The organism is Veillonellaceae bacterium (assembly GCA_012523975.1).
Lineage (GTDB): Bacteria > Bacillota > Negativicutes > JAAYSF01 > JAAYSF01 > JAAYSF01.
The window spans coordinates 15,274-30,902 of the sequence record JAAYSF010000064.1 but is presented as its reverse complement, the minus strand read 5'-3'; the positions used below and the strand labels follow the sequence as shown (position 1 = coordinate 30,902).

The following is a 15,629-nucleotide window of genomic DNA, read 5'->3' as shown; positions in this document are numbered from 1 at the left end:
TAGACGAAGAACGCATGCCGGACAACCCCTCGGAGGCCGAAAAAACAAAAGCGCTCGACAAAGAAGCCGAGCGCCTCCTAAAACAAATCCGCCCTGACAGCTACGTCATAGTCCTCGACGTAGCCGGAAAACTGGCCTCCTCGGAAGAACTTGCAGAAAATATCAGTAATCTAGGCCTCTCCGGCAAAAGCGACCTAACCTTCATAATCGGCGGCGCCTTCGGCCTATCGCAAAATCTAATTAAAGCCGCAAATGAACGACTATCATTTTCCAAGATGACCTTTACCCACCAGATGATTAGACTGCTGCTGGTAGAACAAATCTACCGGGCTTTCAAGATTAATCGGGGGGAACCGTATCATTGGTGATGCGAAAAAAGAAGAATTCCTGCCAAATTTGTGATAATTTGGCAGGAATTCTTTAGTTGTAGGAGGAATTTCATGGATTATGCTATAGCCGTGATTTTATTTATGGGATTGTTGTGATGAGTTGCAAAAAGTGTATTGTAATATGATGTTGTGGGATGAATAACCTGTCCCTTCATCTTTAACATGATTTGTTAAGGATGGATTGCAGAGAAATACCGCAGTTTACACTATATTTATAGGGGTGATTTCATGAGCGAGTTTATTATGATAAAAGCGAAAAACTCTTTACCTTCTCTTAAATTTCTAGAAGAAAGTTACAATACCAAAGGAGAAGAAAGACATTTTAACGTTACTGGGAGTGACTCTGATAAGGCGGCAGTCAGAGGTTTGTCGGATGATTCTTATCCTGTTTATATTTTAGTATTTTCTGAGGTAGGTTCTAAGCAGAAAGTAGAATATCTTTATCTTGGTTCAGGTGTTAAATGCAGTGCGGAGCGTAGCCTTTCACTAAGAGTATCAATTTTACAAAAGGTTTCAAACCAATCAGTTATCGACAATTTTCTGTCTTGTTCTGAAATTGACTTAACTCAAGATTTTGATTATGCCTCTTATATATCTGTTGAAAACTCTCCTAGCCTGGTTAAGCAAATGAATTTTATTACCTATCCTTTATATAAAAGTACTAAGGCATCGCAAATAGCTACATATACTGTTATAGATGAAGAAAAATCATTACACCCATTGGCCCAACGAAATGAATACTGTATTCGAGATTATCCATCTGTTAGAACAGAATACAATCGTGGGGAATTTCAAAGAGATTATGAGCGTATAGTGCATTCAAAAGCATTTAGGAGAATGGTAGATAAAGCACAGATATTTTCAGCTGAAAAGGGCGACCACTATAGAACACGCATGACACATTCGATTGTAGTTAGCCAAATTGCCAAAGGGATAAGCAATGCCCTTAAATTGAATAACTACTTGACGGATGCAATTGCTTTAGGCCATGATATGGGACATACTCCATTTGGACATCAGGGTGAACGAACTCTAAATGCAGTATTAAATGGAGAAAAACCTTTATTGAAAAGTCTTATAGAAGAGGGGGCTACCTATGGAGGATTTAAGCATAATTATCATTCACTTAGGGTGGCAACAAGATTAGAGGAAAAATATATTGAGTTTGATGGATTGAATCTGTCATTTCAAACTCTTGATGGAATTTGGAAACATACCAAAACAAACTTGCCCAATAACTCCCTTATTAATTTTGCTTCATCTAGTACACTGCATGCATATTTGAATAGTGAACCTATTCCACGTACCCCAGATGGGCAAGCAGTTCCATATACCTTAGAAGGGCAAGTAGTTAGGGTTGCGGACGAAATTGCTCAGCGAAGCCATGATTTAGAAGATGCCTTTTCCGCTAAAAGACTAACAGTTGAGGAGCTCAAAAATTATTTGCTTCTTGGAAAAATGCATGAGTTGAAAACTCAAATTGAACAAATAGAAGAAGATTTCATTAAAGCAAGAGAATCTAACCACTTTGGTGCTGACGATGATGAACTGTTGCAAGAACGTATATCATCAAGAATTATACACTATTTTATAAACGACGTACTTATTCAATCAAATACAAATATTGATAGGTATCTCTTAGACGATGGAGAATCTAAATTTGAGAGAAATGGACATAAAGTTGACAAACTGCTTATCGAGTTTTCTTCTAAAGGAAAAAATCTTTGTGATTACCTTGAAAAGATTATCTCAAAAAAAGTTATTAACAGTGGAGAAGTGTCTTTATTTGATAGTAATGGTGCGGCAGTAATTGAATCTCTTTTTACTTCATATTATAATAATCCGCGCTTATTACATAGAGGCACACTTCGTAGAATAATGCAGGATTTTCGTAAAATCACAAAAAATGTTATTGACTTTGAAGAAGGCGATCCACGTATTATTGAAAAAGAATGGCACAAAATCATAAATGCAAAAGCAAGTAAAGAAGATCGTGATTTGGTAGAGAATGAATATCTTCTAAAAAATAGAGTGCTTGTAAGAAATATTACTGATTTTATTGCTGGCATGACCGATTCTTATGCAATAAATGAATATAATAATATCCGTCGCTAGTTTTTCGTCGTTATACTCAACGAAAAATACTTCCATCGCCAAGGGTAAATTTAATTTAAGTAAGTGAAGATATCTGTAGGTAAAAACAAAGCTGTGCCCACCTGAGCACAGCTTCGTTTTTCAGTATTACTTTATTATTTGAATTGATTTGATTTTCGAATCAGTTGGAAGCATGTAAGCGGTAAAATAAAAGGGAATAAAATTGGCCATTAAAAATGGAATAAAATCCAAAGCGTCGAAGTGCTTTCTGACTTGTTTAAAGTGTCAGAAAGGGTGTAGACAGAAATGTTGAGGTGGCCAATGTATAGTAAAATTCAGCAATTAAAATCTGAAGGATTGAACAAATCACAAACTGCACGAAATTTAGGATTGGATATCAAGACGGTTATTAAATATTGGGATATTGCTCCACAAGAATTTGCAGAGATGAGGCAAAAAAGCTGGCACCGATCACGCAAGCTAGACAAATATAAAGCACAAATTCTTGCTCGATTAAAAAAGTATCCAGATTTAAGTGCATCACAAATTTATGATTGGTTAAAGGAAATATATCCATTAAGTTCTTTTCGTGAACGTACAGTTCGCCGATATGTGGCCTACCTGCGTAAAGCTTATGATTTACCTAAAGTAATTTCTCATCGTCAGTATGAAGCAGTAGACGAACTGCCTCCTGGTCAGCAGTGCAGGTCGATTTCGGTGAAATTAGTGTCCCCACTACTGGCGGGCGTAAGAAGAAACTCTATTGTATGGCCACAGTTTTGGCCCATTCCCGCTACAAATACGCTGCGTGGAGTGATCAGCCCTTTACCACTGCCCGTCTTACTGCTCTGCTAAATCAAGCCTTTGAATATATTGGCGGAATGCCTCAAGAGTTAGTGTTTGATCAAGATAAATTGGTAGCGGTCAGCGAAAATCACGGTGATATAGTTTTTACGGAAGAATTCGAGCGCTTTAAGCAAGCTTTGCATTTGAAAATTTATCTATGCCGTAAAAGTGATCCTGAGTCTAAGGGCAAAATAGAAGCTGTCGTTAAATATGTAAAAAATAACTTTGCGAAGCATCGCCTATTTACCGGTATCAGAGACTGGAATCAAGCACAAATCGATTGGTTGGAGCGAACCGGCAATCAAAAAGAACACGGAACAACAAAAAAAGTACCGGCAAAAGTGCATGCCCTAGAAAAACAGCACCTTCAGCCGATACCTTCAATAAAACTTCCTGAAGATATTTTATCAGCCATAGTGCGAAAAGACAATACCATATTGTATAAAGGCAATCGCTACTCGTTGCCGCTGGGAACTTACGAGCCAAGCAAAACAGTGAAAATCACTATACAAGAAAATAAATTAGAGATCTTTGACAATCAGACAGATACCCTTTTAGCAGAACATACAATAACTTCCGGCCGGGGATTACTTATCAAGAATAACAATCACCGCCGTGACAACACCGTTGTCATTAACCAGTTACAATCTAAGACACTGGAAACCCTCAGCAATACCGCCAATGCAAAGCAATTTCTAGCAGCAATACGTAAAGCGAAAAGCCGTTACGCCAGAGACCAATTTCAAATACTTACAACAGTTGCGAAGCACTACTCGCCGGAGATTGTAGAAAAAGCGATAGTTGAGTGTTTGCGCCTGAAATTTATCAGCGCCGTCGCCTGTCGTGATATGGCAGAATACATAGCTTTATCATCGAAATCTTGTCAGTCACAAACCCAGCCGGAAGAAGGTTCTCTTCCAAATGGTAATGTCCCTGTTATACAGGCAGAGCATAGAAATGTTACTGCATATACCTCGCTTTATGGAGGTATGCACTAATGAACAGCACTAACGAAATAACGAGCTTATTAATAGAATTGCATCTCAGCAAATTGAAAGACTCATGGGAACAACTATTAACGAATGCAGTTAAAGAACAACCGTCTTATTCGGAGTTTTTAAGACAGTGTTTAAATATTGAAGTAAGTGCTAGGCACCAAAAATCCCTTAGTATTCGCATGAAACAAGCAAAAATTCCATACGAAGGTTTACTGAAAGACTTTGATTTTGGTTTTCAAACTTCTGTTTCCAAACGCCAAATTGATACTTTAAAGGAAATGCATTGGCTAAAAGATGCTTATAACTTAATATTATTAGGTCCTCCGGGCATCGGAAAAACGCACTTGGCAAGAAACAGGGGGACAGGTCCGCTGTTTCGTTTAATTGCAAGCTATCCGAGTTAGCGAACAGAAACAGGGGGACATGGGACAAGGGGACGGTGGTATTGTCTTAAGGCAAAAAAGCTATCAGACAGAACCACCGTCTCCGTGTCTCTAGTGTTGGAAAGTGAAACAACCTAAATAACGGCTAATAAAGTGCATCTTCCCGCTGTGGTTCGGTTAAGAATTGGGTTGGTAGCAACAACATTCATTACTTAGTTTCAAACACCCCGAAACTGTGATTTCACGGTTTCTTTTTTATGCTTTGTGGAGCCTATAGGAGAGGAGAAAACATGATTAACTCCAGGAGATATATGCATACTGAAAAAGAGAAGGAACGGTGCGTTTATTATAGAAGAATATATATATGGACTTTGTCAGGTTAAAAGTCGAGAACCATATTCACGCAGGCCCTTCTTCAATTGAGGTGACAGATTAGGATCACTGGCTGGGCAGAAATATAGGATTTGGTAAATATTCTTCTGCTGCGGGCAATAGAAAAGGTGCGTGGAGAAGCGGTTATGCGTTGTTTAATGCCTAACCTTAAAACGCGTGCTCAGTTGCGGCTTTAGATAATGGCTACCATAGCCACTTACTTATAGGAGTTTCGGAGGGGAAATAGTGAAATCTTGTAAAGCTAAATTGTATATGGTTGGTGTTATCGTTTTTATTATGGTAGTTATGAACTCAATTCTTATTTACCAGGTAATGTCTACCAGTAAAATGGTGAGAGAGCGTTCTTACTCTATCGTCTCATTAACAAAAGATATGGAGTTATCAATTGTACAGGTGCAGCAGTTTCTCTCTGACATTAGCGCCACTCGTGCCCAGGATGGAAAAGATGACGGCTTAGCAAATGCAGAGGAAAATGCAAAAAAGTTTAAAGAGGACTTACTGAAATTACAAGAAATCCGTCCTGATAAGCAGAGTTTTCTACATGAATATGGACTTGCATTCGATGATTACTATGCGTTAGGCAAATTAATGGCCTCTAAATATATTGAAGCTGGTCCCAGCGAGGGCAATAAGTTAATGCCAGCCTTTGATGAAATGTCTGAGGAGCTAAGTAAATATACTGATGGCATTCGTCATGAGGCAGAAGAGGAGATGGACTTAAGTCTAGCTAATCTTGAGAAAAGAGCAAAGTTGGGTTTATACTTAGCACTATTTAGTGGGGCAGCTTCAATTTTATTTATCTTTCTGATTAGCCGCCAAATTACAATTCCTTTACAGTTGTTAATAACTGATGCGGAAGCCATTGCCAAAGGAGATTTTACGCATAAAGTTAGCGCTGCAACGCGAAAAGACGAATTTGGAAAGTTGGGAAAAGCTCTTGAATATATGGTTTCTAAGCTAGGTTCGCTTGTGGGAGCTCTTACAGGTCAAGTAGCACATACATCTGAGAAGGTAGCTGCTGCAGCTGAAGGACTTACTGCGAATGCCGAACATTTGGCTCAAGCTAACGCACATGTGGTCTCATCAATTAATAATGTAGCACGTGGGGCCGAAGAACAGGTAAGTTCGATTGAGGAGACGGCTTCAATAATCGAACGGCTGTCTGCAGGTATTCAGCAAATAGCTGTAAATTCAAATGCGATGTTGGGTATGGCGAACAAAGCAACCAGTGCGGCGAGCCAGGGGGACAAAGCAGTAGACGATGCCATATATCAGATGAGGAACATTGAAAACTCAGTCTCTAAAACGGCAAAAGTAGTTACGAAGCTTAGCGAGCGCTCAAAAGAAATTGGCCAGATTGTTGATACTATTTCAGGAATTGCAGGTCAGACCAATCTGCTGGCGCTAAATGCGGCTATTGAGGCAGCGCGCGCAGGCGAACAGGGTAGAGGCTTTGCTGTTGTCGCTGAGGAAGTGCGTAAGTTGGCTGAGCAATCTCAAAAGGCTGCCAAGCAAATTGCCAGCCTGATTTCAGAAGTTCAAACGGAAACTGACAGCGCTGTTGTTGCTATGAATGACGGAACCCGAGAGGCCAACGTCGGAGTTGATGTAGTAAATGCTGCCGGTAAGGCGTTCAAGGAAATCGCATCGCAAATCAATGAAGTTTCACAACAGATCAAAGGAATTTCTGCAGCCATTGAGCAGATGGCTACAGGCAGTGATCGAATAGTTGCTTCAGTGCGGGGTATTGATTACATTAGCAGGCAAGCCGCTAGTCATACTCAAACTGTTTCGAAAGCTACCGAAGAGCAATTAGCTTCAATGGAGGAATTAGCCGCATCTAGCCAGGCATTGGCGAGGATGGCTGAAGAATTGCAAAGCGCTATCAGGAACTTCAAAGTCCAATGAAATCCTTCACCGCCATGGGACACGGGGACGGTGGTGTTGTCTTAAGGCAAAAAAGCTATCAGACGGAACCACCGTCCCCGTGTCTTATGGAAGTCATGCCTGCTTCAGCAATTATAGCTGTGGCGGCTTTGTTGATTTACTTTATGAGCTGGGCAGATGGCGGGAGCTGATATTTAGATTTATTAATGTTGACAGTAACCCCGTCAGACTGTGTGAAAAGAAACTATGTATAATTACATAAATAACCAAATATGATAAAATATAGATATAGAGTAAGGTGCAAGAGGGTGGATGTATGGGCTATATAAAGGGTGAAGAACGGAATCAAACATTTCTGTTTCCTGAAAGCTTCGACGATTACATTCATGAAGAAAATCAGGTTCGTATCATCGACTAATATGTTGAACAGTTAGATATGAAGGAGCTAAAATTCCAAAGAGCAGTCTGCTCAAACAACGGACGCCCTCCCTATAACCCAAAAGACCTGCTTAAACTTTATCTGTACGGATATCTTAACCGAATCCGTTCGTCCCGTAGACTTGAGCACGAAGCGAGCCGCAATATAGAAGTAATTTGGCTTTTAAAGAAACTTAAACCTGATTTTAATCCAAGAGAGAATACAAGAACTTCGCAATCGCAAGTTAAAATATGAGGAATACCAAGAACAACTACATAAAACCGGGGAGAACGAAATCTCCACTATCGATCCCGATGCCAGATTGATGTGCAATAACAATAATAACGTGGATGTAAGCTATAATATACAAACAACGGTAGATGCTAAAAATAAGTTGATTGCTGATTTTAAAGTAACCACTAATCCAAACGATCTTGGTGAATTAGACAACATGGCGCTTCGCGCCAAAACCGTGTTTGGGGCTGAAACCCTAGAAGTTCTAGCCGATAAGGGCTATTATAAAGCAGAAGATCTAAAAAAATGTGTAGAAAAACACATCACTCCGTATGTAACCAAGCAAGTCTATTCAAATGGAACTGGGGATAGAGACTTTTATACTGATAGATTTCGCTATGATGCCGAGAAGAAAGTATATATATGCCCAGCGGGAAATTGAAAAATACTATTCGGTTATCAAGAAATTTAGTGAGGCTCAAATCCATCAACACTTATATACAAATGGTACTTTAGCTACAGAGGAGACATTGAAAGCATTAGGTGAAGCCGGTCTTAATGAGATACGTTTCAACCTAGGTGCTTCTAATTGTTCGGACAAAGTAATTGAGAATATTGGATTAGCGAAAAAATATATTAAAAGTGTAGGTATTGAAACGCCGATGACTCCTGAGTTTTTCGATGTGTTTTTCAAGAAAAAGCAAGCAATCTTCGAAACAAAACTTGATTTTATCAATTGTGCGGAATTACATTTAAATGAGAATAACATAGGGAATTATTATGGGGAGAATATGTATATTGCCAGACATGGCTATATATCTCCAATTTGGAGTAGGGAATTAGCTCTGAAATTCATGAAGATAGCTGATGAAGAAAACTGGGATTTAGCAGTTCATGATTGCTCAAATGACACAAAGTTTGCAAGATGTTTAAACTTGAGTAGTAAAGCGGGTGCGAGGTTCGGAGCTAGTAATTATGCCGGTGAGTTTTCCATGATTCCTTACGAAATATTTATACCTATACTGAATGATGATCATTTCAAATTTTTAAATGAAGAAGAATTGCCTGACGACTATAAACCTGAAATTATAGATTTTTAGGATGGTGTGTCATTATTTTTGAAAGGTATTGACACTATATGGGGTTAATGGTTAAAATACCAATTAAAGGATAAAATTTTATATAGCAGAGGCAAACCTTCCGAAAGGTGGGGACGCAAAGCCAAGGGTCTAAAACAAGTTGTTACGATAGCCAGGTTGCAAAGATAGTTAACTTTGTAATCGGGCTATTTTTATGTTTATGCTTGTACAAAAAACATGTTAGTATCTGACAATAATTTATCATATAAGGGAGTTTGGTAAGATGCAAGTTAAGGCTGCTTTGTTGGGGGTCATGTTAGGGCTTTGTCTCGGCAACACTGTACAGGCCGCACCTCTTGTAGAGGAAGCGAAACCTTCGCTGGCGTTGCTGCAGCAAAATTATGAAGAAGAGCGAGAAAACTTGCAAGTGGCGCAGGATTATGCTGTGGCGCTGGCGCGGGATGGACAGTATGAGCCAGCACTAGCTATATTTAAAAATCTATCAGAGTATGCTGGTGAACAGAAAAAGATGTGGTTTGATTATGCTGTTGTTGCCTATTGGGCTGGGGATTATGCAACTGCCGTTCGAATTTATGAAGACCAATTCTTACATATGTCGCAAGCGGTTCCCGATTATGTAAGAGTCAGTGTGGCGAGCGCCTACTTTAAACTTGAGCGTTATAATGAGGCGTGGCAATTGTATCATCAATCTGTGCAAGACGGAAATCAGCAGGCTAGGCTCTGGGAAGCCGAGAGTTTAGCATATATGGGGAAAAGTGATGAAGCCAGTAAAATTTATGAGGTGTTGCTGGAAGAGCAGCCTGAAAATTTGGAGGCTTATAGCGGACAAGCAAAGTTATTGTTTTTACGCGGTGATGCGATTGGTGCAGTTGAAGCTGTTGATAAAGCCCTTGCATTGATCGCTCGTAATAAGGACAAGTACCCGCCACAATCAACGTTGACGATGCGGGGTGATATGGCGGTACAATGTATCAGAAATGGGGATTATCATCATGGGATAATACTCTTACGACCAGCCATTGAGGATGGTTCTGCTACTATTAATATGCAGTGCGATTATATCTTAGCGTTGTTTTTATACGGCGATTATAAAACTGCGACTTCCGAAGCTGAGCGTATATGGCCGGATTATCGCAGTGTTCCCGTATATGGGCGACGGGCCTTAGCTGACTCGTATTTACGGTATAAAATGCCGAATAAAGCCATCCCGATTTATCGGAGTATCTGGGGTGATACCGAGCCATTATTAAGTGATAAACAAAGTCTTGCCTATTCGTATTTGTTATCAGGGAAAAATAATAAAACCGGAATACAATTATATACTGAAATTATTAATACAGGCATTGAGCAGGCCATGCATGTTACCTATGATGCTAATATTTTCTTTGAAATGGGGCGCCATGATGCCGGAAAAAATTTGTACAATGCAATTATTAATACATATCCTGATAATGTAATAATTCGTCAGCGTTTTGCGGCTGCGCTTTATAATAATGGGTTGATACGGGAAGCTTACGAACAATATCAAGTTTTATCTACTTTACCGAATTCGCAGCCTGCAGCCACCAGCGGTATTATTAATTCAGCGGTAACTGTTGGTGACTATCATGTTGCTGAAAGTGCGCTTAAGAAACTAAATGGGAAATATAGCCTCAACCCTGTTTTGGCTCAGGCGGTTGGCCAGTATGACCGACGACTGAAAGGTGATATGTATTCGTCTTTTTCCAGTAGTGAGGATTACAAAGGAAACGATGTGCGCACTGCTCAAATAATTGGCGAACAACGGCTTGGCGATCGATTCTCCGTCTTGGGTGGAGTGTCTAGAAAGCGAATTTCTGATAATGATGGTGCAAAAACCTTGAAAACCGTTTCTGTTGGTGGGCGATATGTTGATATGAAACATACTGCACAGTTGTGGCTGGATCAAAACCACAGTAAAGGGAATTTTAGTGGTTATCGTTTTTCATATGATTACTATTTTGGCGAGCATAGTTGGCTTGATTTTGGTATTAGTCGTGTTCCAGTAGCTGATGCTCAAGCATTAGCGGAACGGACTATGATGACAGAATATCGATTAGGGTTCAACCGACAAATAGGCATTCGGGATATAGCTAGTGTTACTGCGACTACCAGCAATTATACTGACGGTAACCATCGAAGCGGATTTAGCCTGGACTGGGAACATATTATGATTAATAATTCGAAAAAAAGGTTAAGTTGGTTTAGTTATTATGGCAGGGATGATTATAAAAAGCAGGAGATAAATGGTGATGAGCCTGTTTATGAAAGTCCGGAAACACGGGAAAGTTATGGGGTAGGGTTACGCTATCGCTGGATTTATCCTAAACACTATTGGGAAAGCTCGTTAGCTTTGGGATGGGGCCGCGATCGGCCAGAGCCTGTTGACTTTAATCCTACCGTCCGCCTTGAATATGGATACAATTTTGTTCGTAATCAAGCCTTGGTAGTTGGAATTGGTTATGGGTTGCGTACTGGTTACTCAACAAATACAGGAGGAGATCTTCAATTTGCTGATAGGCAACTTGATGTTAATTACTATTTCATGTGGTAGTTAGGAGGTTTGGTGTTTGATGAGCAGAAAAATGCTGATAACTATATTATGCTTACTAGGAGTGTTATTCTCTTTTAACTCTCCTGCTTTGGCAAATGATGTTTTAATTTTATGTTATCATGATGTCGCTGAAAAACCTGGTAATAATGTATATACTGTAACGCCTACTGTTCTAAAAAGTCATTTTGATTATTTGAAGGAAAATGGCTATACACCTATTTCATTGGAAAAATATATTGCGGCATCAAAGGGAGAGGAAAAGCTACCGGATAAACCGGTTATGCTAACTTTTGATGATGGGTATCAGTCATTCTATACAAAAATATTTCCCATTCTGAAAGAATATAATTATCCGGGGATGATGGCCATTGTTACATCATGGCTGGATTATGCTCCTGCTGATTTAGGACCGCTACTAACATGGCAGCAAATGCGGGAGATGGAAGCTTCTGGGTTGGTTACGATTGCCTCCCATTCTCATGCTGGCCATCGTTTTACGAATATTAATCCCCAAGGTGATCGGGGACCGTTGTTAGGCAATTTACAATATAGGGGAGGAAAATATGAGTCGGTTACCGATTACCGGCAACGGGTAGCAAGTGATTTAAAGACAACGAAAACAGTATTGGAAAGAGAGCTAGGGCATCCGGTTCGCGCGCTAGTTTGGCCTTATGGCGCCTACTCCCAGTTAGCTATTGATGAGGCTTTCGCGGCAGGCTTTGAAGCTTGCTTTGCCTTAAACGATGGCCGTAACCGCCTGGGGAAACAGGCTTTAAAAGAAGCCAATCGTATTATCATAACGGATAATCCATCCACGAAAAAGTTTGCGCAATTACTTAGTACAGCTAATAAGGCGCCAATAAAAGCCGCGCAACTGGATTTAGACGCAATTTATGATCCGGACAGTACCGCACAGACAGAAGAAAATTTGAATTTGGCGATTGATCGTCTTTTGGCTTCTGGTGTAAATACTGTTTATCTGCAAGCTTTTAGTGATGAAGATGCATCAGGCAATATTAAAAGTGTATATTTTCATACAACGGAGGCACCTGTTAAAGCCGATTTGTTTAGTCATACAGTTGCGCGACTACAGGCAGAAGGTAATTTTACGATTTATGCATGGCTGCCGACACTGGCAATGCAGTGGATTATCAATGATAAGCCCGAGACAGCGGTTGTGGCCTATGATGAAAAGAATTCAGGCTGGTATCGTCGGGCAACTCCCTTTAGTGCTGAAGTTGGTGATCGCCTGACGGCAATGGTTATTGATCTTGTAAAATACTGTGATGTTAATGGCATTTTATTTCAAGATGATGTATATCTAAATGATTTTGAAGATTTCTCGCCAGCTGCTAAGCAAGCATTTAAAGCCGAGACAGGGTTTGAGCTTACGCCAGAATTACTGCAAGCTAATCCTGAATTGAATAAACGCTGGGTGAAAATGAAAACAAATGCTCTCACTGCGCTGACTGTAAAGCTACATGCCACAGCTAAAGAATACCGGACTAATATTGGCAGTGCGCGAAATATTTACTCTGTCGTTATTACTGAGCCGGAATCGGAAGAATGGTTTGGACAAAATTATGAGCAGTATTTGAATACTTATGATTATACAGTGATTATGGCGTATCCTTATTTAGAAAAAGAATATGAGGATCCAGTTGGGTGGTTGGAAGAATTAGCAACAACTGCCTTAAAGAATCCGCAGAATGCGCAAAAAACTGTGTTCAAATTGCAAACCTATGATTGGAATAAAAATCGCTGGTTAAGCGCAAATGAAATTAAACGCTTTACAAATGCGCTTAAGAAAAAAGGCGCCATTCATATTGCTTATTATCCGGAGAACGTTTTTTCGGAATAACTACAATCATGTAGTTAGATAGAATATAAACCAAGGGGTGAAATAGGGTGGAAACATATAACTGGTTTAAGTTATTAGAGAACTATGTTTTCTATTACCCATTGGCAATGAGTATTGTCTGGATGATTGGCGCATCGTATTTCTATTTGCGGCGGGAACGGGGAGAAAAATCGGTGCCAGAGTTAAAAGAATATCCGATGGTATCAGTTTTGATTCCGGCCCGCAATGAAGAAGACGCTATCCGCAGTACTATTGAAGCCGTACTTACTTCTCAATATCCTAACTTTGAAGTTATCGTTCTTGATGATGCTAGTACAGATTCTACAGCAACTATTATCCAGGAAATTGAGGCTAAAGACGAACGAGTACGGTTGTTATTGCTAAATAAAAATATGGGTAAACCTTCGGCGCTGCGTTATGGGGCATTAGCGAGCAGAGGGGATATCCTGATTTGCATTGATGCCGATGCGTATCTTGACCCATGGGCGATGCACTGGATGGTCAGTCATTTTAATGGCCCGCGTGTGGGGGCGGTTACTGGTAATCCGCGGGTTAGAAACCGCACATCCCTTTTAGCAAAAATTCAGGTGGGTGAATACTCCACGATTATCGGAATGATTAAACGTACACAGCGAATTTTAGGTAAAGTGTTAACTGTATCTGGTGTAATTGCGGCATTTCGTAAGCAAGCTATTTTTGACGCCGGTTTATGGGATACCGACATGATTACTGATGATATCAATATCACATGGAAACTGGAAAAAAGGTTTTGGGATATCCGTTATGAACCAAATGCATTATGTTGGATATTGGTGCCAGAGACAATCGTTGGTTTATGGCGACAAAGAGTAAGATGGGCACAAGGTGGTGGAGAAGTTATCCGCCGTCATGCTGATATCTGGAGGAGTTGGAAACAGCGTCGTTTATGGCCGGTATATATAGAGTATGTGTTGTCCGTTATATGGTCATATAGTTTTATTTTAATGGCAATTATTGGGCTTATTAATCTATTTTACCCCACTGGCCTTCCGGGTATTCCTATCATTCCAGAATGGAAAGGCGCTATGCTAGCATTTATATGTTTGCTGCAATTTCTTATCGGTTTAACCATTGACCAAAAATATGAAAAATCAATTCCTCGGTATTTGTTTTGGGTTATCTGGTATCCATTTGTCTATTGGGTATTAACAGCCTTAGCTACTGTATATGCAACACCGCGGGCATTATTTCGAAAAATGGGACAACCCGCTGTTTGGACAAGTCCAGATAGGGGGATATTCACTAAATTATAATATGCAGTTTTGCGATATGGAGGGTTTTTTTTGAATATCAATGACAAATTGTCCCGGGTTTTAGGCAGCAAGGTTATGTTTATAATTGCAGGCCTATTGGCAGCCAGTGTGTTGTATTTTAGTTATGTTTTTGGGTACATTCAGAGCCCTGGACAGTTGCTAATAAAAGATTTGGCAGTATTCTTTGTTATAATAGGTACATTTGTAATTATTACCGGGTTGTTTTTTTATAACATTATACAAATGTTTTTTTTAAATAAACCTCGAGAAAATGAGGAGGCTGCTGGCTTGGAAACCCAGATGGTAATTAATCAACCAGCTTTGCAAAAACCGATTATTCGTGGTTTAGAAGTGTTTGCTTCAGCTTCGATTTGGCTTGTTTTTCTATATTTTTTTCAAACATTCTTTTCTGCAGTTGTGTGGATTTTGGGTGGTCGGCTCGTGTACGATAGGCTTTTTCTACCAAGTATCATTGAAGGAACAGAGAATATGTTGTTTCTAATCTTTGTTTTCGCACTAGCGATGTTTTTGGTTATGCTGACTTGGGCTAATTGGAATTACTGGAGGTTTGGGCGTTTGGATCGCCGTAAGCCGCGTCCGCCCATATCGAATAGTATTATTGCCAGCTATTACGCTATTCCGGAAAAAATGGTGGTTAGTGCCCGTGATATGAAAGTTGCAAGAATTAATCCACTAGATAGCGGCGGGTTAAATGTGGAAATAGTCAAGGAACTGGTTAAAAACTAATGTCAACACCCTGACGTATTTAAGAGAAGGTTTTAGTCTTGTCCAGAGCTTGCCCTCCAATGCTGATCCGTGAAATAGAAAAGAGGCCGTTTTATGGGTAAAAGAATGAATTTAGCAGGAGGTTATGGAAGTAAGGTAAAATATGATATTAAAAATTTTAATAGAAAGAAGTACTTATTATCGGGGATTTATTCACAATTTACCAATGGTTTTGAAAAGTATCTAACTGAAACAGGAGGACGGTTCCCCTGTTTCAATTAGATAAGCTTATAAGGAGAGAAGAAATGGCAGTTATAAAATGCACAAAGTGTGGAAAAGTGTTTAATACAGAGGGAGCCATACTGAAACCGATAGGAGATGGTGGGTATTTAGAATGTTGTCCCAAGTGCGGGAGCACGAGCGTATGTTGTGTGGA

12 protein-coding genes, 1 pseudogene and 1 riboswitch are annotated in these 15,629 nt (G+C 39.8%); all 13 genes and pseudogenes read left to right on the top strand.

The annotated features are described in order from the left end of the window. Window positions 1-368 (top strand): 23S rRNA (pseudouridine(1915)-N(3))-methyltransferase RlmH (locus tag GX348_08300; protein NLP42178.1); only part of this gene is annotated, 368 nt, incomplete at its 5' end. Window positions 369-617: 249 nt separating this feature from the next. Next, window positions 618-2,504 carry a dNTP triphosphohydrolase gene (gene dgt / locus GX348_08295; protein ID NLP42177.1) on the top strand — a complete coding sequence of 629 codons (1,887 nt, stop codon included), beginning with the start codon at window positions 618-620 and terminating at the stop codon, window positions 2,502-2,504. A 680-nt stretch (window positions 2,505-3,184) separates the two neighbouring features. After that, window positions 3,185-4,327: a transposase gene (locus GX348_08290; protein NLP42176.1), complete on the top strand. Its 1,143-nt coding sequence runs from the start codon at window positions 3,185-3,187 to the stop codon at window positions 4,325-4,327. Next, window positions 4,327-4,731 carry an ATP-binding protein gene (locus GX348_08285; protein NLP42175.1) on the top strand — a complete coding sequence of 135 codons (405 nt, stop codon included), beginning with the start codon at window positions 4,327-4,329 and terminating at the stop codon, window positions 4,729-4,731. Before GX348_08290 ends, GX348_08285 begins: the two co-directional genes overlap by 1 nt. Before the next feature lie 597 nt (window positions 4,732-5,328). Next, on the top strand, window positions 5,329-7,011 hold the full coding sequence (locus GX348_08280) for a HAMP domain-containing protein (protein ID NLP42174.1): 1,683 nt from the start codon (window positions 5,329-5,331) through the stop codon (window positions 7,009-7,011). A 415-nt stretch (window positions 7,012-7,426) separates the two neighbouring features. Next, the gene (locus GX348_08275) at window positions 7,427-7,663 is read left to right on the top strand and encodes a hypothetical protein (protein ID NLP42173.1); all 237 of its coding nucleotides are present in this window, start codon (window positions 7,427-7,429) and stop codon (window positions 7,661-7,663) included. 67 nt (window positions 7,664-7,730) lie between these two features. Beyond that, complete coding sequence (locus tag GX348_08270) at window positions 7,731-8,084, top strand: transposase (GenBank protein ID NLP42172.1); 354 nt, start codon at window positions 7,731-7,733, stop codon at window positions 8,082-8,084. Then, window positions 8,077-8,742 (top strand): annotated as a pseudogene (locus tag GX348_08265) (radical SAM protein). Before GX348_08270 ends, GX348_08265 begins: the two are co-directional and overlap by 8 nt. An 80-nt stretch (window positions 8,743-8,822) precedes the next feature. After that, a riboswitch (cyclic di-GMP riboswitch) is annotated at window positions 8,823-8,906 on the top strand. Window positions 8,907-9,004: 98 nt separating this feature from the next. Next, window positions 9,005-11,314, top strand: coding sequence for a tetratricopeptide repeat protein (locus GX348_08260; protein ID NLP42171.1), 2,310 nt, complete (start codon window positions 9,005-9,007; stop codon window positions 11,312-11,314). A gap of 16 nt (window positions 11,315-11,330) precedes the next feature. Beyond that, window positions 11,331-13,175 carry a poly-beta-1,6-N-acetyl-D-glucosamine N-deacetylase PgaB gene (gene pgaB / locus GX348_08255; GenBank protein ID NLP42170.1) on the top strand — a complete coding sequence of 615 codons (1,845 nt, stop codon included), beginning with the start codon at window positions 11,331-11,333 and terminating at the stop codon, window positions 13,173-13,175. A gap of 47 nt (window positions 13,176-13,222) precedes the next feature. Continuing rightward, the gene (gene pgaC, locus GX348_08250) at window positions 13,223-14,467 is read left to right on the top strand and encodes a poly-beta-1,6 N-acetyl-D-glucosamine synthase (GenBank protein NLP42169.1); all 1,245 of its coding nucleotides are present in this window, start codon (window positions 13,223-13,225) and stop codon (window positions 14,465-14,467) included. A gap of 30 nt (window positions 14,468-14,497) precedes the next feature. After that, on the top strand, window positions 14,498-15,214 hold the full coding sequence (pgaD, locus tag GX348_08245) for a poly-beta-1,6-N-acetyl-D-glucosamine biosynthesis protein PgaD (GenBank protein ID NLP42168.1): 717 nt from the start codon (window positions 14,498-14,500) through the stop codon (window positions 15,212-15,214). A gap of 93 nt (window positions 15,215-15,307) precedes the next feature. Beyond that, window positions 15,308-15,475 (top strand): hypothetical protein, encoded by a 168-nt coding sequence (locus tag GX348_08240; protein ID NLP42167.1) that lies wholly within the window; start codon window positions 15,308-15,310, stop codon window positions 15,473-15,475. The last annotated feature ends 154 nt before the right edge of the window (window positions 15,476-15,629 follow it).

Coding starts and splice junctions, on each gene's coding strand:
- GX348_08240 (NLP42167.1), top strand. CDS start 15,308: ATGGGTAAAAGAATGAATTTAGCAGGAGGTTATGGAAGTAAGGTAAAA.
- GX348_08260 (NLP42171.1), top strand. CDS start 9,005: ATGCAAGTTAAGGCTGCTTTGTTGGGGGTCATGTTAGGGCTTTGTCTC.
- dgt (NLP42177.1), top strand. CDS start 618: ATGAGCGAGTTTATTATGATAAAAGCGAAAAACTCTTTACCTTCTCTT.
- GX348_08275 (NLP42173.1), top strand. CDS start 7,427: ATGAAGGAGCTAAAATTCCAAAGAGCAGTCTGCTCAAACAACGGACGC.
- GX348_08285 (NLP42175.1), top strand. CDS start 4,327: ATGAACAGCACTAACGAAATAACGAGCTTATTAATAGAATTGCATCTC.